This window comes from Photobacterium rosenbergii (assembly GCF_033022775.1).
Taxonomy (GTDB): Bacteria; Pseudomonadota; Gammaproteobacteria; order Enterobacterales; family Vibrionaceae; genus Photobacterium; species Photobacterium rosenbergii_A.
Genome location: NZ_JAWJZI010000006.1, coordinates 158,084 through 176,127, shown reverse-complemented (window position 1 = coordinate 176,127; position 18,044 = coordinate 158,084). Strand labels below are relative to the sequence as shown.

At 50.8% G+C, this 18,044-nt stretch carries 17 protein-coding genes, 1 riboswitch and 1 other annotated feature; of the genes, 5 read left to right on the top strand and 12 right to left on the bottom strand.

What is annotated here, in order from left to right; translation table 11 throughout:
• Window positions 1–122 precede the first annotated feature (122 nt).
• Window positions 123–306, top strand: a riboswitch (Lysine riboswitch).
• A gap of 99 nt (window positions 307–405) precedes the next feature.
• A complete protein-coding gene (locus R2X38_RS16465) occupies window positions 406–2,001 on the top strand; it encodes a Na+/H+ antiporter NhaC family protein (protein ID WP_317523416.1) in 1,596 nt (531 codons plus the stop codon).
• Window positions 2,002–2,231: 230 nt separating this feature from the next.
• Window positions 2,232–2,810 carry a thymidine kinase gene (locus tag R2X38_RS16460; RefSeq protein WP_317523415.1) on the top strand — a complete coding sequence of 193 codons (579 nt, stop codon included), beginning with the start codon at window positions 2,232–2,234 and terminating at the stop codon, window positions 2,808–2,810.
• Between the two features lie 93 nt (window positions 2,811–2,903).
• Here the strand turns inward: R2X38_RS16460 and hisIE are convergent, their stop codons facing one another.
• The 10 genes from hisIE to R2X38_RS16410 form a co-directional block, all read right to left on the bottom strand.
• Window positions 2,904–3,530, bottom strand: coding sequence for a bifunctional phosphoribosyl-AMP cyclohydrolase/phosphoribosyl-ATP diphosphatase HisIE (gene hisIE / locus R2X38_RS16455; protein WP_317523414.1), 627 nt, complete (start codon window positions 3,528–3,530; stop codon window positions 2,904–2,906).
• On the bottom strand, window positions 3,527–4,300 hold the full coding sequence (gene hisF / locus R2X38_RS16450) for an imidazole glycerol phosphate synthase subunit HisF (RefSeq protein WP_107298545.1): 774 nt from the start codon (window positions 4,298–4,300) through the stop codon (window positions 3,527–3,529). Before hisF ends, hisIE begins: the two co-directional genes overlap by 4 nt.
• Before the next feature lie 17 nt (window positions 4,301–4,317).
• Complete coding sequence (gene hisA / locus R2X38_RS16445) at window positions 4,318–5,052, bottom strand: 1-(5-phosphoribosyl)-5-[(5-phosphoribosylamino)methylideneamino]imidazole-4-carboxamide isomerase (protein WP_317523413.1); 735 nt, start codon at window positions 5,050–5,052, stop codon at window positions 4,318–4,320.
• 20 nt (window positions 5,053–5,072) lie between these two features.
• Window positions 5,073–5,708, bottom strand: a complete 636-nt coding sequence (gene hisH, locus R2X38_RS16440) for an imidazole glycerol phosphate synthase subunit HisH (protein ID WP_317523412.1) — start codon at window positions 5,706–5,708, stop codon at window positions 5,073–5,075.
• On the bottom strand, window positions 5,708–6,778 hold the full coding sequence (gene hisB, locus R2X38_RS16435) for a bifunctional histidinol-phosphatase/imidazoleglycerol-phosphate dehydratase HisB (RefSeq protein ID WP_317523411.1): 1,071 nt from the start codon (window positions 6,776–6,778) through the stop codon (window positions 5,708–5,710). Before hisB ends, hisH begins: the two co-directional genes overlap by 1 nt.
• Before the next feature lie 16 nt (window positions 6,779–6,794).
• Window positions 6,795–7,847: a histidinol-phosphate transaminase gene (hisC, locus tag R2X38_RS16430; RefSeq protein WP_317523410.1), complete on the bottom strand. Its 1,053-nt coding sequence runs from the start codon at window positions 7,845–7,847 to the stop codon at window positions 6,795–6,797.
• Window position 7,848: 1 nt separating this feature from the next.
• Complete coding sequence (gene hisD, locus R2X38_RS16425; protein ID WP_317523409.1) at window positions 7,849–9,162, bottom strand: histidinol dehydrogenase; 1,314 nt, start codon at window positions 9,160–9,162, stop codon at window positions 7,849–7,851.
• A gap of 3 nt (window positions 9,163–9,165) precedes the next feature.
• Window positions 9,166–10,062: an ATP phosphoribosyltransferase gene (gene hisG, locus R2X38_RS16420; protein WP_317523408.1), complete on the bottom strand. Its 897-nt coding sequence runs from the start codon at window positions 10,060–10,062 to the stop codon at window positions 9,166–9,168.
• 35 nt (window positions 10,063–10,097) lie between these two features.
• Window positions 10,098–10,235, bottom strand: a sequence feature (His leader region).
• 393 nt (window positions 10,236–10,628) lie between these two features.
• The gene (locus R2X38_RS16415; protein WP_317523407.1) at window positions 10,629–11,147 is read right to left on the bottom strand and encodes a YchJ family metal-binding protein; all 519 of its coding nucleotides are present in this window, start codon (window positions 11,145–11,147) and stop codon (window positions 10,629–10,631) included.
• Window positions 11,144–12,376, bottom strand: a complete 1,233-nt coding sequence (locus tag R2X38_RS16410; RefSeq protein WP_317523406.1) for an EAL and HDOD domain-containing protein — start codon at window positions 12,374–12,376, stop codon at window positions 11,144–11,146. Before R2X38_RS16410 ends, R2X38_RS16415 begins: the two co-directional genes overlap by 4 nt.
• 210 nt (window positions 12,377–12,586) lie before the next feature.
• Here R2X38_RS16410 and R2X38_RS16405 point away from each other — a divergent pair, with 210 nt between their 5' ends.
• Window positions 12,587–13,489, top strand: a complete 903-nt coding sequence (locus R2X38_RS16405; RefSeq protein ID WP_317523405.1) for a sulfite exporter TauE/SafE family protein — start codon at window positions 12,587–12,589, stop codon at window positions 13,487–13,489.
• A 120-nt stretch (window positions 13,490–13,609) separates the two neighbouring features.
• On the opposite strand, the gene lpxH is transcribed toward R2X38_RS16405, so the two are convergent.
• Both lpxH and R2X38_RS16395 read right to left on the bottom strand, forming a co-directional pair.
• Window positions 13,610–14,338, bottom strand: a complete 729-nt coding sequence (gene lpxH / locus R2X38_RS16400; protein ID WP_317523473.1) for a UDP-2,3-diacylglucosamine diphosphatase — start codon at window positions 14,336–14,338, stop codon at window positions 13,610–13,612.
• A 40-nt stretch (window positions 14,339–14,378) separates the two neighbouring features.
• On the bottom strand, window positions 14,379–14,876 hold the full coding sequence (locus tag R2X38_RS16395) for a peptidylprolyl isomerase (RefSeq protein WP_039463212.1): 498 nt from the start codon (window positions 14,874–14,876) through the stop codon (window positions 14,379–14,381).
• A 319-nt stretch (window positions 14,877–15,195) separates the two neighbouring features.
• Here R2X38_RS16395 and cysS point away from each other — a divergent pair, with 319 nt between their 5' ends.
• Both cysS and R2X38_RS16385 read left to right on the top strand, forming a co-directional pair.
• Window positions 15,196–16,578, top strand: a complete 1,383-nt coding sequence (gene cysS / locus R2X38_RS16390) for a cysteine--tRNA ligase (protein WP_317523403.1) — start codon at window positions 15,196–15,198, stop codon at window positions 16,576–16,578.
• A gap of 164 nt (window positions 16,579–16,742) precedes the next feature.
• Entirely contained in the window at window positions 16,743–18,038 is a 1,296-nt protein-coding gene (locus R2X38_RS16385) for a mechanosensitive ion channel family protein (RefSeq protein WP_317523402.1), read from the top strand.
• The last annotated feature ends 6 nt before the right edge of the window (window positions 18,039–18,044 follow it).

Here is an 18,044-nt window from a genome sequence, read left to right as displayed (position 1 = left end):
ATAAATTGATTTAAGTGAGTGATTTTTGTACCCCGCAGCAAGACTATTCACTATTTTTGTCATTTTTTTCATCTTAACTTGTTGCATTTGGATATCTATTCCGTAGAATTAACCAGACCTAGACTAAGGGTAGAGGCGCATCGTCTATTAGTAGTAAATCGGAGGGTGATTCCGGTGAGGATTTACGAAAGGAGCCGATGCCGAAGTAAGCTCAGGTTATCAAGCCAGCTTGCTGGGGTTGTCACCGAATAGGGACAACACTGCCATAGTATATAATTACATTAACTATGGAGCGCTACTGTGGAGTCGGAAAAGGGTAACTTCTCTTCCTAATGCTCTTCTATACACGACACGATGTCGTGTAAAACAGTAGATCTCCAACCAGGATCGGTTGTAGTCGAGATCATGAATATTGTAGATTTTTCACACTCCGCCATGTCGTTGTTGCCACCTTTGGTTGCACTTGGCTTGGCTATCCTCACACGTCGCGTTTTAGTTTCATTGGGTGTCGGTGTCCTGCTGGGCGCATCCCTGCTGACTGATTTTTCAATCGGTGGCACAGCCTCTTATATCGGTACCACAGTGACTGGCCTGTTTATTGAAGACGGTGCCATCAACAGCTGGAACATGAGTATTGTCGCCTTCCTTATTTTGCTGGGTATGACCACAGCATTGCTGACACTTTCAGGCGGTACTCGTGCTTTTGCTGAATGGGCGCAGACAAAAATCAAGAGCAAGCGCGGGGCAAAACTGCTGGCGGCTTTCTTGGGCGTGTTCATTTTCGTTGATGATTACTTTAATAGCTTGGCTGTTGGTTCTATTTCACGTCCTGTGACAGACCGTTTCTACGTGTCACGCGCGAAACTGGCGTATATCCTTGACTCAACGGCTGCACCTATGTGTGTATTGATGCCTGCTTCAAGCTGGGGGGCATACATTATTACCCTTATCGGCGGTATCTTGGTGTCGCACGGCGTAACTGAGTACACTCCGCTTGGCGCTTTCATGCAGCTGGCACCAATGAACTTTTATGCAGTATTTGCACTGCTGATGGTATTCGTGGTGGCTTGGTTCCAAATTGATGTGGGCCCAATGAAAAAGCATGAGCTGGAAGCGAGCCATTGCCGTGGTTTCGATGAAGGTGATGACGACAGCCGCGCAAAAGATCTCAATGACGAGCTAGAAATTGAAGAGAGCCAGAACGGTCGTGTTGCCGATCTGGTAATGCCAATCGTCGCCCTGATTGTGGCAACCTTCTTCTTCATGCTGTTTACTGGTTACCAGGCATTGTCTGCCGATGGCTTGGCGTTTAGCGTCTTGGGCGCCTTTGAAAATACTGATGTCGGTATGTCTTTGGTATACGGTGGTCTTGTCGGTTTTGCCGCTGCCCTTATTCCGGTATTGCGCCAGCGCATCCCAATGTCTGATATATCATCTACTTTGTGGATTGGTGCCAAGTCGATGTTCGGTGCGATTTTGATCCTGCTGTTTGCATGGAGTATCGGTACTGTTATTAGCGACATGGCGACAGGTAAATACCTATCGACCTTGGTTGAGGGTAGCATTAACCCAATGATGCTGCCGGCTATCCTGTTCTTGCTAGCAGGCCTGATGGCATTCTCGACCGGTACGTCGTGGGGTACGTTCGGTATTATGTTGCCGATTGCCGGTGATCTGGCGGCGGCAACGGACATTATGTTGATGCTTCCTATGCTAGGTGCGGTTCTGGCCGGTTCGGTATTCGGTGACCACTGTTCACCTATCTCAGATACTACAATCCTGTCTTCGACAGGTGCGCGTTGTCACCACATTGACCACGTATCAACACAGCTTCCATATGCGCTATCTGTGGCTGTAGTTTCAACCATTGGTTTCTTGGTGCTTGGCTTCACTGGCTCGTTGGCTGTGTCGTTCATGACCGCGACAGTGGCGTTTATTGTGGCTTGTGTCCTGTTGTCTTGGCTATCTCGCCGTCCTCAGGAAGCAACAGCCAACGCTTAACCCTGGCATGATGCTGATGGTTTGATGCTAATAGTTTGATGATAAAAGGTCTGTATTTTATACAGGCCTTTTTTTGTTTTTGTGGCAAATCAATCAGATTGGCGATTTTTATCCATTTTAGCGTGAATTGGTAACAAAGAAGATGAGCTTGCTCCTTTCAATCTGAAGGGCTTTTCTGTAGCATTCCGGCTGATTTTTTCACGCACCAATCGTATTACTAGGGAAGCTTAATGGCCCAGATGTATTTCTATTACTCGGCAATGAATGCGGGTAAGTCGACAACATTATTGCAGTCATCATTTAATTACCGCGAGCGCGGCATGACACCGGTTATTTTTACCGCTGCGATTGATGATCGTTATGGCAAAGGCAAGGTCAGCTCGCGTATTGGTTTGCAGGAAGAGGCGGAGCTATTTAACGTCAACGATGATCTTTATGCGCGTATGCAGGATATGAATACGGCAAAAAAAGTCGATTGTGTCCTGATTGATGAATGCCAGTTCTTGACCAAAGAGCAGGTATATCAATTAACGGAAGTGGTCGATAAGCTACATATCCCCGTGCTTTGCTACGGCTTGCGCAGTGATTTCCGTGGTGAGCTATTTGAAGGCAGCCGTTATTTGCTGGCGTGGGCAGATAAATTGGTTGAATTGAAGACTATCTGCCATTGTGGCCGTAAAGCCAATATGGTTATTCGCCAAGATGCCAGCGGTAAAGCGATTGCCGATGGTGATCAGGTTGAGATCGGCGGTAACGACCGCTATGTCTCAGTTTGCCGCAAACACTACAAAGAAGCGCTTGAGCGTTAATTCCTGGGTTTTGAAACTTTACCCTGCTGCTCAGATCTACTATTAGTAATAAAGCCCAGTAATACTGGGCTTTATTGTATCTAGAGGAAGGCGTTATGTATGGCGTTCCTGCAATTTAGCCGTGACATCCGAGAGTGACTTGCCTTGATCTTGCAGCAGTACCAGCAAGTGGTAAATCAAGTCCGCAGATTCACAGATCAGCTCCTCCTTGTCACCCGACGTTGCCGCAAGCGCGACTTCAACCCCTTCTTCACCCACCTTTTGCGAAATCCGCTTGGTGCCACGGGCGTACAGGCTGGCGGTGTAGGATGATTCAGGATCGGCACCTTTACGAGAAGCCAGCACCTGTTCCAGTTGATGAAGGAACACCAGAGCAGGCTGCTCGACCTGTCCTTCTTCAGCGGTGTCATTGCTAAAGCAGGTAGGGGTACCCAAGTGGCAAGTTGGACCGATAGGGTCGACTTTTACCAATAGGGTGTCTTGATCACAGTCTAGCTTGATGCTTTTTAGCTGCAGCACGTTGCCCGAGGTTTCGCCTTTGGTCCATAGCCGCTCTTTGGTACGTGACCAGAAGGTGACTTGCTTAGTCTCAAGGGTTTTACTCAGGGCGGCATCATTCATGTAACCCAGCATCAGTACCTGGCCGCTGGTGTTGTCCTGGACAATCGCCGGAACTAATCCGTCTACTTTGTCCCAATTAATACTGCTTGCTAGGCTCATAGTCGGATCTCCACATCTTGTTGTTTCAGGTATTGCTTGAGTTCGCCAATATTGATGATTTGCTTGTGGAACACCGAGGCAGCCAAAGCGCCATCAACATTCGCTTTATTGAAGGCATCGGCAAAGTGCACCATTTCACCGGCACCGCCCGAGGCGATAAGCGGCACATGGCATACTTCGCGGACCATATTGAGCTGGGTGAGATCATATCCGTTGCGTACGCCGTCCTGGTTCATCATGTTAAGCACGATTTCACCGGCACCGCGGCGCTGGACTTCCTGTACCCAGTCGCGGGTTTCCCAGCGGGTTGCCTTGGTGCGGCTCTCATCCCCGGTGAATTGGTAAACTTGGTATTTACCGGTATCGGCATCAAAATAGGAGTCGATACCGACCACAATGCACTGGACACCAAACTTATCCGCCAATTCGGTGATTAAATTAGGATCAGCCAGAGCAGGGGAGTTGATCGACACTTTATCGGCACCAAACTGCAAGATACGGCTGGCATCTTCGGCGGACTTGATGCCGCCGGCGACGCAGAAAGGAATGTCGATCACTTCTGCTACCCGGGCAACCCAGCTTTTATCGACCACACGGCCATCACTGGATGCGGTGATATCGTAGAACACCAGCTCGTCGGCACCTTCTTCGGCATAGCGTTTGGCAAGCGGGACAATGTCACCGATGATTTCGTGGTTGCGGAACTGCACCCCTTTGACCACTTGGCCATCTCTTACATCAAGGCAGGGAATAATTCGTCTAGCTAACATGGGTATTTCTCCTTGCCTTATTCTGCCCAGCAAGCAAAGGCTTGCTCTGCGGTAAATTTGCCATCAAGCAGGGCACGGCCGACGATCACGCCAGCCACACCAGAGCCTTTAAGGGCTGCGATGTCATCCAGCGAGCCAATACCACCTGACGATTGGAATTGCACCTGTGGGTACTGGGCGCACAGGTCTTGGTACAGTTCGACGTTTGAGCCTTCAAGGGTACCGTCTCGGGATATATCGGTACATAGCACATGTTGCAGGCCAACCGTCAGGAAGTCATCCAGCAGGGCTTCGATAGTGACACCTGAATCTTCCTGCCAGCCTGATACAGCGACATTGCGCTTGCCTGCGGCATCGATATTAATATCGAGCGCCAGCACAATGCGCTCAGGGCCGTATTTTTCCATCCAGCCTTTGACCAGCGCTGGCTGCTTGACGGCGGTCGAGCCGATCACTACACGCTGGGCACCGGCATTGAGTAGGTCGGCGACATCCTGCTCGGTGCGCACGCCACCGCCGATCTGGATATTGGCCGGGGTACTGGCCAGCAGTTTGCTGATCAAATCAAGCTGGCGGGCGGAGGTATCTTTGGCACCGGTCAGATCAACCAAGTGCAGCCAGTTCGCACCGGCTTGGTGGTATAAATTGAACTGTTCGGCAGGGTCGACTTTGTATTCGGTCACCTTGCCATAGTCTCCTTGAAACAGGCGGACAACCTGGCCTTCAATTAAATCGAGAGCGGGAATAATCATAACAAGTCCTTTTGGTGTCCTTACATTTCAAGAAAGTTTTTGATCAACTGCGAGCCAGCTTTACTCGAGCGTTCAGGGTGGAACTGGACGCCATAATAGTTGCCGCTCTGTACCGCAGCGGTAAACGGCTGGCCGTATTCGCAGCGGGCAATAGTACGGCCTGCCTCTGGCTCGTCGAACACCGGCATGGCATAGCTGTGCACGAAATAAAAATAGCTGTCCGCTGGGATATCTTTAAACAGTGGATGACCCGATTCGGCGGCAACGGTATTCCAACCCATGTGGGGCAGGGGCAAATCGCCGGTTTGCATCTTCTTCACCGGCGCGCCGCATAGCCCAAGGCAGTTCACCTGCTCGGTTCCGTTTTGGCCTTGCTCTTCAGAAAGTTCACCCAGTAGCTGCATGCCAAGGCAAATGCCAAGCAGCGGTTTATCGACCTTTTTAACCAGGTTGATAAGGTCACGTTCTTCGAGGTTTTTCATTGCCTCGCTGGCGGTGCCTACACCAGGCAGAAACAGCTTGTCTGCCGCCAATACCACCTCAGGATCTTTGCTAACGGTAACCGGGTAGCCCAATCGCTCGATAGCAAAACGTACCGATGACACATTGGCACAGCCGGTGTCGATGATGACGACTTGCTGGTTAGACGCGGTCATTACAATACTCCCTTGCTGCTTGGCAGCTCGTTACCTTCAACGCGAATGGCTTGGCGCAGAGTACGACCAAAGGCTTTGAACAAGCTCTCGACGATGTGGTGATCATTGTTACCATTCGATGAAAGGTGCAGGGTGCATGCCAGCGTATCGGTCAGCGAGCGGAAGAAGTGCGAAACCATTTCCGTTGATAAATCGCCAACTTGCTCGCGGCTGAAGGCTGCATCGAACTTGAGGTACGGGCGGCCGGAAAGATCCAAGGCACATTGGGCCAGGCATTCGTCCATCGGCAGGCTGAAGCCAAAGCGGCCAATACCGCGCTTGTCGCCGAGCGCTTTTTTCAAGGCTTCACCCAGTGCCAGCGCGGCATCTTCCACGCTGTGGTGGTCGTCGATGTGCAGATCGCCATCGACGGTCAGCTCCATGCGGAAGCCGCCGTGAGTCGCGATTTGATCTAGCATGTGGTCAAAGAAGCCAAGGCCGGTGGCAATGTGGTTGCCGCCGGTTTCGTCTAGGTTTACCTTGACGCGGATATCGGTTTCCTTGGTGGTACGCACGACCTCGGCGATCCGTGGACGGGTAGTAAGATCTTTAACGATCTGTTGCCAGCCCATGGTTTGCGGGTTGTACTGGATGCCACGGATGGCCATGTTTTCTGCCAGTTGCAGATCGGTTTGGCGATCGCCAATTACGGCCGAGGTTTCAAAATCAACTTTGCCTTGCTGGAGGTAGCCTTTGACCAAACCCAGCTTAGGCTTACGGCAGCTGCAGTTGTCTTCATCGAAGTGCGGGCAGATCAGGACATCATCAAATTTGACCCCTTGGGATTCGAAGATCTCCATCATCATATTGTGCGGGGCATCGAAATCTTCCTGCGGGTAGCTGCTGGTGCCCAGGCCATCTTGGTTGGTCACCATCACCAGTTTGTAGCCCGCGTCCTGAAGTTTCAGCAATGCCGGGATCACAAAAGGCTCCAGCTTGAGCTTGTCGAGGCGGTCAACCTGGAAGTCGATTGGTGGCTCAACGATCAGGGTACCGTCACGGTCGATAAATAAGATTTTTTCCTTGCTCACAGTGTTGTCCTTACTCTTAATTTTTTGCTAGCTGCTCTCGGATGAAGGCCAGTGTTTTTTCGCATTCGTCGCGGCTACCGATACTGATACGGATACAGTTCTCTATCGGGGAGCGGCGCAGGATAATGCCGTGATCCCACAATGCGCTGAATAGAGCGTCGGCATCGGGGAATTTTACCAGCAGGTAGTTACCGTAACCTTCATAGACAGTAACGCCTTCCAGCATACCGAGTCCTGCCTGGAGGTAAGCGCGGTTGGCGCTGATATCCAGTACCTGAAACTTGGTCTTGGCACGACCTGCCGGGGAGAGCGCCTGAACCGCAATATCTGTTACCGGTACAGGAACCGGGTAAGGGGCAATGACTTTCAGCAGCAGCTCAATCACCTCTGCATTGGCTAGGGTAAAGCCGCAGCGCAGGCCGGCAAGGGCAAATGCCTTTGACAAGGTGCGAAGCACTACCAGGTTCGGGTACTGATCCAGCATATTCGCCGCGGTCGCTTCAAGGCAGAAGTCAATGTACGCCTCGTCAACCACGACCAGTGCCTTGCCTTGGGTCATATCCAAAAGGGATTCGATATCCTGACGTTTGATCAGGTTACCGGTCGGGTTGTTTGGGCTGCAGACGAAAACCAGCTTCACGCCGTCGAGGTTTTCGCGGATGCCTTCAAGATCTAACTGCCAATCTTTCGTCAGTGGAACTGTTTTGTTGTTCACATCGAACGTTTCCGCACTGATGGCATACATGCCGTACGTCGGCGGGCAATAAAGAATGCTGTCTTGGTTCGGTTCGCAGAATGCGCGGATCAGCAGCTCGATGCCCTCATCGGCTCCACGTGAGGTCAATACCTGCTCCGGGCGTACCGAGGCGTAATCGGCGTAGGTTTCAATCAGCTCTGTAGGCTGGCAGGTGCTGTAGCGGTTGAGGCGATCGCACTTGATGTTGTATTCGTTGGCAAACGGTGATTCGTTGGCGTTGAGCCAGATATCACCGCTGCCACCCAAGCGGCGGGCTGACTGGTATGGCGTCAGTTCGCGAACCGTTTTACGTGCCAGTTGGTCAATCTTCATCTTATGCCCCCTCTGAACCATCTTGAGCCGCGGCCAGTTTTTCAACTCGGATAGTCACCGCGCGTTTGTGGGCATCGAGGCCTTCCGCTTCAGCAATGGCAACCACGGTCGGTGCTAGTTCTTTCAGGCCATCTGCGCTTAACTCTTGGACTGTCATGCGCTTGCTAAAATCAGCCAGCCCCAGGCTCGAATAGGTACGGGTATAGCCGTAGGTCGGCAGCACGTGGTTGGTACCAGAGGCATAATCGCCGACTGATTCCGGTGACCAGTTACCAAGGAAGATCGAACCGGCATTGTCCAGTTGCGAGACCAGGTCACGCGGGTTGCGGGTCTGAACAATTAAGTGCTCAGGACCGTAGTGGTTGGAAATCGACACACACTGAGTCAGGCTTTCTGCCACAATCAAAATGCTTGAGCCTAGCGCCTGGCGGGCAATGTCTGCGCGCGGCAGGGCTTTGAGCTGTTGCTGGATGGCATCGGCTGTGCGATCGGCAATGCTCGGGTCTGGGGTGACCAATACCACCTGCGAGTCCGGGCCGTGCTCTGCTTGGCTAAGCAAGTCCGCTGCAATGAAATCAGGGTCAGCATTGCTATCGGCAATCACCAAAACCTCTGAAGGGCCGGCAGGCATATCAATTGCCGCGCCGCGGAAGTCATTGCTGACCTGGCGCTTGGCCTCGGTGACAAAGGCATTGCCCGGGCCGAAGATTTTATCGACTTTAGCCACGCTCTCGGTGCCGTAGGCCATTGCTGCAACAGCCTGTGAGCCGCCGACATTGTAGATTTCAGTAATGCCGCAAAGCTTAGCGACATAGAGGATTTCATCAGCGATAGGGGGGGGCGAGCACAATACAACCTGACGGCAGCCTGCGATTTGAGCCGGTACGCCCAGCATCAATACCGTTGATGGCAGCGGCGCACTGCCGCCTGGGATATACAGGCCGACAGAGTTGATTGGACGGGTAACCTGTTCACATACCACACCTGGCTGAGTTTCAACTCGCAACGTCGGCTGCTTTTGTGCTTGGTGGAAAGTGGCGATGTTCTGGTAGGCCTGTTGCAGCGCCTGCTTCATCTCATCGCCCAATCTTTGTGAAGCCGCAGAGACTTCTTCTTGACCGACTTTGATACTGTTTGGCTTGATGCCATCGAATTTTTCGGTTAGCTCAAGCAGGGCTTGGTCACCACGGCTACGGACATCGGCAATGACGCCTTCGACAATCGCGGTGATGTTGGCACCCTCGGTGATCGCAGGGCGCTCAAGCAGGCTTTCTTGTTGGTTGTCGCTCAGGGATTGCCACACAACGGTTTTCATTGCTTACTCCATCATCTTTTCGATAGGTAGGACTAGGATTGAGCTCGCGCCCAGTTCTTTGAGTTGTTCCATGGTTTCCCAGAACAGATTTTCAGAGCTGACAAGATGTACCGCAACGCGGCTCTTGTCCTGAGACAGCGGCAGTACCGTTGGGTCTTCGGCACCTGGCAGTAGGGCTTTGATTTGGTCAAGGCGCTCAGCAGGTGCGTGCAGCATGATGTACTTGGATTCCTTAGCCTGGATCACGCCCTGCATACGGGTCAGCAGGCGATCAATCAGGGCTTGTTTATCGTCAGATAGCTCACCGGTTTGCTGGATAAGTACCGCTTTGGAGCGCAGGATCACTTCAGCTTCTTTGAGGCCATTGGCTTCAAGCGTTGCACCGGTCGATACCAGATCACAGATGGCGTCGGCAAGGCCAGCACGCGGTGCCACTTCCACCGAGCCGTTGAGCATACAGGTGCTGAATTTCACGCCTTGCTGATCCATGTAGCGTTTTACTAGCTGCGGGTAGGTGGTTGCAATACGTTTGCCTTGCAGATCTTGCGGGCCGTTGTACTCGGCATCCTTGTCGATGGCAATGGATAGGCGGCAGCCCCCGAAGTCCAGGCGACGTAGTTTGATATAGTTGGCAGGCTCACCACGGGCTTCACGCTCAAGGCCAACTTCTTCCAGCTCATTTTCACCAATCACGCCTAGGTCAACGACACCGTCCATGATCAGGCCCGGAATATCGTCATCACGAACCAGCAAGAGGTCGATCGGCATGTTTTCAGAGTGAACCACCAAGCGCTCACCCATCATGTTGAACTTCACGCCACAGCGCTTGAGTAGCTCCTGGCACTCTTTGCTCAGGCGTCCTTTCTTTTGAATCGCAATTCGTAGTCGTTGTGTCTGCATTGTTTTAATCCCTGTACTCGATGTTGAGCCTGAAAACGAAAAAACCCTCGGAAGATGTCTCTTCCGAGGGCCTTGTAATCTGTGCTATGACGACCGCTGGAAGAGTGTTTTTTGCGTCTTCCAGAGCGAGGCGTATCCTCCCGAAAGACTAATCAGGATGATGATGGTGATGTAGGTTTACCATTGGGATACGCATAGTTATGTACTCTGTATAAATCATTATTAACGCTTGCTTGTGATTCACACTAACGAAGCTGGATTTATTTTGCAATAGCAATTTTACGGAAATATTAAATTTTTATCGATGAAGATTTTAGTGGTGTATGAATCACAGTCAACTGGCGGTGTTGCGCGAAGATTTTAAACGGTTTTCTGCTTTCATTAAGATGGAGGCAAATACGGCTTGCAACAGTAGGCTATACGATTTGTTAACGACTGAGAGGGGAGGAAGCGACGGGGGGCGGTCGTATTATTCGGTTGGGTGAATAATGTTTCTCAAAATAAACACTCCCCTAAGTTGTTAGGGGAGCTCAGCAGGGAAGCCTTGCGGGTTTAAAGAGCTAGCGTTAAGCACAGCACTTTTTGAATTTTTTACCGCTGCCACACGGGCACGGATCATTACGACCCACTTTATCGCTGGCGGCAGGTGACGGCTTGTTCTCTTCAACTGCCGGCGGCTCCGGGTACTCGCCATCGATGTAAAACCACTGCGGCTTGCCATCTACCATTTCTTTGAGGAAACGCGAACGTTCATGGAGGCAATATTGCTCGTCGCCGTCTTGGTAGAAGGCTTTGAATTCGACAAACCCTTCGGTGTCGGTCGCCACTTCGCTGCTGATCACTTCCAGTCCTAGCCATTGGCTGTGCACCGAGTCCGCAATGGCTTCACGGTGCTGCTCCGCTTCGCAGCTTGGATGGTAAGTGGCCACAACATAGTCAACCAACCCCAGTACATGGGCGCTGTAGCGTGAGCGCATCAGTTGCTCTGGGTGGAGCGCTAGGCTCGGGGTCTGGTGGATCGGTTGACAGCACTCAGATAGCAGGCGTTGACTGCCACAAGGACATGACTGATTTTGTTGGGTCATGATTTACTCGGTAAAGTTTGCTCAAAAACAGTGGCCCATTTTATAGAGTCCATGTGGGTCTGTGCAACGACTGATTCCTTGACGTTTAGGGCTTGGCACAAGCGTTTGATGGTATGCCAATCCGCCTGGTCATGGGCGATTGCTAGGCGAAGTATTCCACCGAGGTAACCCTGGCGGTTGATGAGGGCATGCTGTACGGGTTTGTCCAGTGGTAGTTGGTCGATCAGCGCTTCAATGGGCTGATCGAGTATACTGTCAAGTAGGGAGAACAAGCCGGTCAGGAAAGCTTGGTTACAATCTAGCTTTGAATGCAATTGCTGGCTTAGCTGTTCGCAGAAGCGGGCTCTTTGCAGTGATAAGAAGTAGAGTGATTCCGGTTTGTCCTCAATGGCGTGAGAGGTCGCGACAAACGTAACAAAACGGCGTAATTTTTCTTCGCCTAAGTACACCAGAGCCTGTTTGAACGAAGAGATAGGCTTGGCACGTGTGTATGTCATGTTATTGACGTGGCGCAGCAACTTGTAAGAGAGCGTGACATCGGTGGCAATGATTTTTTCGATTTGCGCGAAATTCACCTCAGAACGGCTGATCTCCTGGTATAACCTCAGGGTTGTCAGTGCCGAGGGTTTGAGGGTTTTCTTGCGGACGATTTCAGGGCGGCTGAAAAAGTAGCCTTGGAACAGATCAAACCCGGCTTCGTGGGCTGCTATAAACTCTTCGTAAGTCTCTACCTTTTCTGCCAAAAAGGTAATTTGGCTACCTTTTTCCTTAAGCCGGCGGATAAAAAATCCTGCCTTTGGCAATGGGGTCACACGAAGATCAAACTTGATAATGTGGACAAAAGGGATGAAACGGTTCCACTCCGGAGAAGGGGTAAAGTCATCCAGCGCTAGGGTGTAGCCTGCTTGGTAAAGCTCTTGTACCACCTCTAACAGGTCATCGTCGGGTTGGCAGGTTTCCAAGATCTCGATAATGAAGCTTCTTTTCGGAAACAGCAGGGGAATGCGATTTATCAGGCTGCCGTACGGAAAATTGATAAAGGCTTTTTTGCCCGAAGCGGCATCACTGTTGCCAGAACTGAGGAAGTTATCTGTCAGCAGTCGATGAGTGGCATGCTCTTCATCAACGTCAGGGAAGCTGTTGTTTGGACCGTCTCGGAATAACAACTCGTAGCCGATGGTGTCTTTGTCCCTGTTTAAGACTGGCTGTCTGGCAAGATATGAATTCATGTAAGTAAATAATCGATCTTACGTTGGTGATGCCGTTATTAATGTAGTTGCATTTAACGATTAATGTATGGCTATTCATGCAAATTATGACAAAAATAAGCTCAATAAGACAGTGTTACATTTTTTGCCTATTTACCATGATACTGAGCATGGAAATATTCGTGAGCATAATGGATAATCCGCGGCTTTCCGAAAAATTTTGTGTAACTCATGACCGTATTCACATTCATACAAGCGGGATTGCTTGTAGGTGGGCTGGTTTTCATCGCTATGTTGCTTCTTTCATGGCGTAAAAATCGAGAGCAGGAAGCACAAACAAAAATCTTACCGATTGGCCTTATTGGCGGCTTTGCCAACTTTTGCGACACTCTAGGAGTGGGTAGCTTTGCTATCAAAACCGCAGGCTATAAACAGTTCAAGCTTATTGATGATCAGTTGTTGCCGGGCACCCTAAATTGCCAGGCGGTTTTAGCAACCGTGGTTCAGTCACTGATCTTTCTGACCGCTGTTGATGTTGATCCTACGACCATGGTCTCTATGGTGTTGGCAGCCTGCTTGGGGGCAACCTTCGGGGCCAGATTGGTGTCGAGCTGGGATCGCCAGTTGATCCGCTTGGTCATGAGTGGTGCCCTGCTGGTAGTAGCCAGCTTGATGTTGGCGGGTCAGCTTAAGCTGTTTCCGCTCGGCGGCTTTGAGCTAGGCCTGTCTGGCTGGAAATTGGCCGTCGCCATTGCGGGTAACTTCCTGTTCGGAGCACTAATGACAGTGGGTATTGGCCTTTATGCCCCGTGCATGACTATGGTTTACCTGCTGGGTATGCACCCGCTGGCGGCATTCCCTATCATGATGTGTTCGTGTGCTTTCCTGAGTTTCTTCTCGGCAGGCGGTTTTATTCGTATGAATCGCATCAACAGCCGTGCGGCGTTGGTTGTGGCGATTACTGGCCCTATCGGGGTGGTGATTGCGGCGTATCTGGTGAAGTCACTTGATTTACACTTGCTGGCGTGGCTGGTGATTGGTGTGGTGCTTTATACCTCCATTACTATGTACCGTTCATGGTCCAAAGAGCGCGCGCTTGCTGGCAATGAAGCATTGGCAGGCTTAACCAAGTAGGGCTTGCCCCCCCTTAAGTGTGAAAAAGGTACGAATGGCGTACCTTTTTTAATGTCTGCGTTTTGGCCTGGCGCCTGTGTCTGGGTGTGGCATCTGATTTTGGATGTGGCTCAAAGTTGACTACGGCTGAAAATCGCGTGTTTCAAGCTGGCATCCCTGCGGGGTACAAACCAATACAGAGCCATGATCATACCAGTCGCCAAGTACAATTCGGCGTGCGTCTTGCCCGTTTACTGACAGGGCATGAACGTCAGGTCTATGGGTATGGCCGTGGATCATCTGGTTGACCTCTAGCTCTGCCATGACATGGACAACCTCTCCGGGGGTAACATCCATGATGGCCTGGCTTTTGGTCTGGTTAGTCTGGCTACTGCCGCTTCGCATCTTTTCACCAATACGCTGGCGATAGCGTAGCGGCAGGCGAAAAAACAACCATTGGATAAAACGGTTGTGTACCTTTTTACGGTATCGCTGATAGCCTTCGTCTAGGGTACACAAGGTGTCACCGTGCAAGATCAGGGTAGGGGTACCGTAGAGATCGACGACCGTATGTTCAGGCAGAAGCTCGACGCCGGTTTCCTGGCTGAAACGCTTGCCAATCAAGAAATCTCTGTTGCCGTGGATAAAATAGCAAGGCACGCCGCTGTCGGTGAGCTGGCGGAAGGCTGATTTTATTTGCTGGTGGAATGGGGAATCGTCATCATCGCCAATCCACATCTCAAACAGATCGCCCAACACATAAAGGGCATCAATGCCACGGGCTTCGGTGGACATAAAACGAAGGAAGCAGGCGGTGATATCAGGCCTGTCGGCACTTAGGTGCAGGTCGGAAATAAAAAGTGTGGTCATAGGAGGGAAGGGTGGCACAACGGCCACCCTTTGTGAAGCATTACTCTTCGATAGTGACGTTGTTGATAACAACTTCTTCTACCGGTACGTCCTGGTGCACGTAGCCCCAGTTACCTGTTGCCACACCTTTGATCTTGTTTACTACGTCCATACCTTCAACGACTTCAGCAAATACGCAGTAACCCCAACCGTCAGGTGTCTCTGATTTGAAGTCCAGGAATTTGTTGTCGTTCACGTTGATGAAGAACTGAGAGCTCGCTGAATGCGGTTCCATAGTGCGCGCCATAGCCAGTGTGCCCACTTTATTGCTTAGGCCGTTGCTAGCTTCGTTTTTGATTGGTGCACGAGTTTCTTTTTCTTCCATGCCAGAAGCCATGCCGCCGCCCTGGATCATGAAACCATCGATAACGCGGTGGAACAAAGTACCGTTGTAGAAACCGTCACGGCAGTACTGTAGGAAGTTTGCACAGGTCTCAGGTGCTTTTTCAGTGTTTAGTTGGATTTTGATGTCACCAAAAGTAGTGTGAAGCGTTACCATGAGCTTGTCCTTTAAATAGGTGTAGATTGCTTTAAACGTTGGATTCTATCTTACCCAACATAGGCGTCAATATTAACTGTTGCCGACGGCAAACTCTGTGATATATAGGCGAAATATTGACCTTTTGCTTAACTATAGAATATGTGCGAAGGCTTGGCACCATGGACCATGGTCGCAGAGGTTGAGCGATTGCGGCTGTATCCTTGGTGATATTGTTGCAGAATCGTCCCGATGGCGTGATTTTCCTTGCTATGGGCGGCCAATAAAGGTGTAATTACCTTCTTGAATTGTAACCCCACCAAATGAGTATTGAAGAGACATGTTGAAGATCTATAACTCACTGACAAGACAAAAAGAGGAATTTAAACCCATCCAGCCAGGTAAAGTTGGCATGTATGTCTGTGGGGTTACCATCTACGATTTGTGTCACATTGGTCACGGTCGTACATTTGTGTCATTCGACGTGGTTTCTCGCTACCTGCGTTACTCGGGTTACGATCTGACTTTTGTTCGTAACATCACAGATATCGATGACAAGATCATCAAGCGTGCAGCGGAAAATGGCGAAAGCTGTGATTCACTGACCGAGCGTTTGATCGGTGAAATGCACGCAGACTTCGATGCGCTTGGCATGAAGCGTCCGGATATCGAGCCGCGTGCGACGGAATTCATTGCTGAAATTATTGCAATGTGTGAGCGTCTGATTGAACGCGGCTTCGCTTACGTGGCGGACAATGGCGATGTGATGTTCGAAGTGAGCAAGTTCGACGAATACGGCAAGCTGTCTAAGCAAGATCTTGATCAGCTTCAGGCCGGTGCCCGTGTCGATATCGAAACAGCCAAGCGCAGCCCGCTTGATTTCGTGCTTTGGAAAATGTCCAAGCCGGGTGAGCCAACGTGGGAATCACCATGGGGCGCAGGCCGTCCGGGCTGGCACATCGAGTGTTCTGCAATGAACTCGGCTATCCTGGGTGATCATTTCGACATCCACGGCGGTGGTTCAGATCTGCAGTTCCCGCACCACGAGAATGAAATTGCTCAGTCTTGCTGTGCAACTGGCTCCCAGTACGTGAATACTTGGATGCACAGCGGCATGGTAATGGTTGACCGCGAGAAGATGTCTAAATCGCTGGGTAACTTCTTCACTATCCGTGATGTGCTGGGCTACTTCGATGCCGAAACCGTGCGTTACTTCCTGATGTCTGGCCACTACCGCAGCCAGCTGAACTACAGCGAAGACAACCTCAAGCAGGCGCGTTCTGCCCTTGAGCGCCTGTACACGTCGCTTCGTGGCCTAGATACTTCTGTTGCTGCCGCAGGCGGTGATGAGTTCATTGCACGCTTCAAAGAAGCGATGGACGATGACTTCAATACGCCAGAGGCTTATTCTGTGTTGTTTGACATGGCGCGCGAGATCAACCGCCTGAAAGCGGAAGATATCAATGCCGCTTCTGCACTGGGTGCCCGCATGCGTGAGTTGGCTGATGTACTTGGCCTGTTGGCGCAAGAGCCGGAAGCTTTCCTACAAGGTGGTGCAGGTGAAGATGAAGACGTCGCTGAAATTGAAGCACTTATCCAGCAGCGCCTAGATGCCCGTGCTGCGAAAGACTGGGCTGCAGCTGATGAAGCCCGTGACAAGCTGACCGCGATGGGCATCATTCTGGAAGACGGCCCTCAAGGTACGACTTGGCGCCGTAAATAAAGAATAACCTTCTTTGAATTAAATGAGCCGGAGTGAAAACTCCGGCTTTTTTTGTTTCAGGTCGACTGATTTGTATCTGCCATGTCCCAACATCCCCTGCCACTCATACGCGACTTCGATGAAATTTGCTCTATATTTTATGAAGATGTCACAGGAGGATGACGATGGAGAACTGGTCCCAACTAGCCGACCAACAGATGGAAAAAGTGGCCGCTGCATTTGTCCAGCCAGGTACCTACATTCAAATTGGCGCGGTGATTGTTATATACGCCGTTGCGTATCTGATTGCCAATCGAATCAGAAAATATGTCCCTGTATTCAATAGTGACATCAGCGAGGCAACTGACAGTCGGACACGACAGTTCCTCGGAAAAATGGGCGGGCTGATATTTCCTATCCTGGCCATTTTTTTGTTGCGTGTCTTGGTTGGCATCCTTGATAACGCGGTGTTACAGGGGGGATTAATGCAAGCGGCCCTAACGGTGGCTGTTTTGCTGTTGTTTTACTCGGTCACCCGCAATTTCATCAAGCATAAATTGGTGGCGAGAGTGTTTCGCTGGGTGGGCCTGCCACTCCTGTTTCTCCACATGCTGGGCGTTCTGGATGATTTGATCACCATTCTCGATGCCATTGCTATCCAGATTGGCAGTATCCACATCACGGCCTATGCGGTGTTTCGACTGGTTATTTTTGGCTCTTTGCTGTTTTGGCTCGGTCGAATCAGTAGCAAAACGGGCAGGGAGTTCATCTCCCACCAGGAAGATCTGGATGAGCGCACCCGGGAGGTTGTGGCAAAGGCATTTGAAATATTGATATTCTTCGTCGTTTTCATGTTGATACTCAAAATAATGGGGATCAACCTGACGACATTGGCAGTGTTTGGCGGTGCCTTGGGGGTGGGGATCGGGCTGGGCCTTCAGGCCATTGCTTCTAATTTTATCTCCGGCGTCATTATCTTGATGGACCGCTCGGTGTCCATCGGTGACTTTGTTGAGCTTGACGACGGCAGATCGGGGGTTGTACGTGAGCTGAGCATGCGCTCGACGACGCTGGAAACGTTCGATGGCAAGGATATTGTTGTACCGAATGATAAATTTATCACGGAAACCTTTATCAACTGGACCCACAAAGACAAAAGGCAGCGCTATCGAGTTGATTTTTCGGTCGCCTACCACTCTGATGTCAGGCGGCTTGTCGAGATCATCAAGGAGGCCGTCAGCGTCCACCCTCAGGTACTGAGCGGCGATAAACTGCCCATTGAAGAGCGGCCAGACTGTGAAATAGACAGTTTTGGTGATTCTGGGATTAATATGTTCGTGGAATTTTGGATGGAAGGGATAGACGACGGCAAAAACCGGGTGGGTGGTGATTTGTTATTGATTATTCTGGAAACTATACAAGAACATGGATATGAAATTCCATTCCCGCAGAGAGAAGTTCGGATCTTGAATAGAGAATAGTGAATA

Excerpts from the sequence above, each read along its gene's own strand:
- R2X38_RS16465 (WP_317523416.1), top strand. The coding sequence starts at position 406 with ATGAATATTGTAGATTTTTCACACTCCGCCATGTCGTTGTTGCCACCT.
- R2X38_RS16460 (WP_317523415.1), top strand. The coding sequence starts at position 2,232 with ATGGCCCAGATGTATTTCTATTACTCGGCAATGAATGCGGGTAAGTCG.
- hisIE (WP_317523414.1), bottom strand. The coding sequence starts at position 3,530 with ATGAGCCTAGCAAGCAGTATTAATTGGGACAAAGTAGACGGATTAGTT.
- hisF (WP_107298545.1), bottom strand. The coding sequence starts at position 4,300 with ATGTTAGCTAGACGAATTATTCCCTGCCTTGATGTAAGAGATGGCCAA.
- hisA (WP_317523413.1), bottom strand. The coding sequence starts at position 5,052 with ATGATTATTCCCGCTCTCGATTTAATTGAAGGCCAGGTTGTCCGCCTG.
- hisH (WP_317523412.1), bottom strand. The coding sequence starts at position 5,708 with ATGACCGCGTCTAACCAGCAAGTCGTCATCATCGACACCGGCTGTGCC.
- hisC (WP_317523410.1), bottom strand. The coding sequence starts at position 7,847 with ATGAAGATTGACCAACTGGCACGTAAAACGGTTCGCGAACTGACGCCA.
- hisD (WP_317523409.1), bottom strand. The coding sequence starts at position 9,162 with ATGAAAACCGTTGTGTGGCAATCCCTGAGCGACAACCAACAAGAAAGC.
- hisG (WP_317523408.1), bottom strand. The coding sequence starts at position 10,062 with ATGCAGACACAACGACTACGAATTGCGATTCAAAAGAAAGGACGCCTG.
- R2X38_RS16415 (WP_317523407.1), bottom strand. The coding sequence starts at position 11,147 with ATGACCCAACAAAATCAGTCATGTCCTTGTGGCAGTCAACGCCTGCTA.
- R2X38_RS16410 (WP_317523406.1), bottom strand. The coding sequence starts at position 12,376 with ATGAATTCATATCTTGCCAGACAGCCAGTCTTAAACAGGGACAAAGAC.
- R2X38_RS16405 (WP_317523405.1), top strand. The coding sequence starts at position 12,587 with ATGACCGTATTCACATTCATACAAGCGGGATTGCTTGTAGGTGGGCTG.
- lpxH (WP_317523473.1), bottom strand. The coding sequence starts at position 14,338 with ATGACCACACTTTTTATTTCCGACCTGCACCTAAGTGCCGACAGGCCT.
- R2X38_RS16395 (WP_039463212.1), bottom strand. The coding sequence starts at position 14,876 with ATGGTAACGCTTCACACTACTTTTGGTGACATCAAAATCCAACTAAAC.
- cysS (WP_317523403.1), top strand. The coding sequence starts at position 15,196 with ATGTTGAAGATCTATAACTCACTGACAAGACAAAAAGAGGAATTTAAA.
- R2X38_RS16385 (WP_317523402.1), top strand. The coding sequence starts at position 16,743 with ATGGAGAACTGGTCCCAACTAGCCGACCAACAGATGGAAAAAGTGGCC.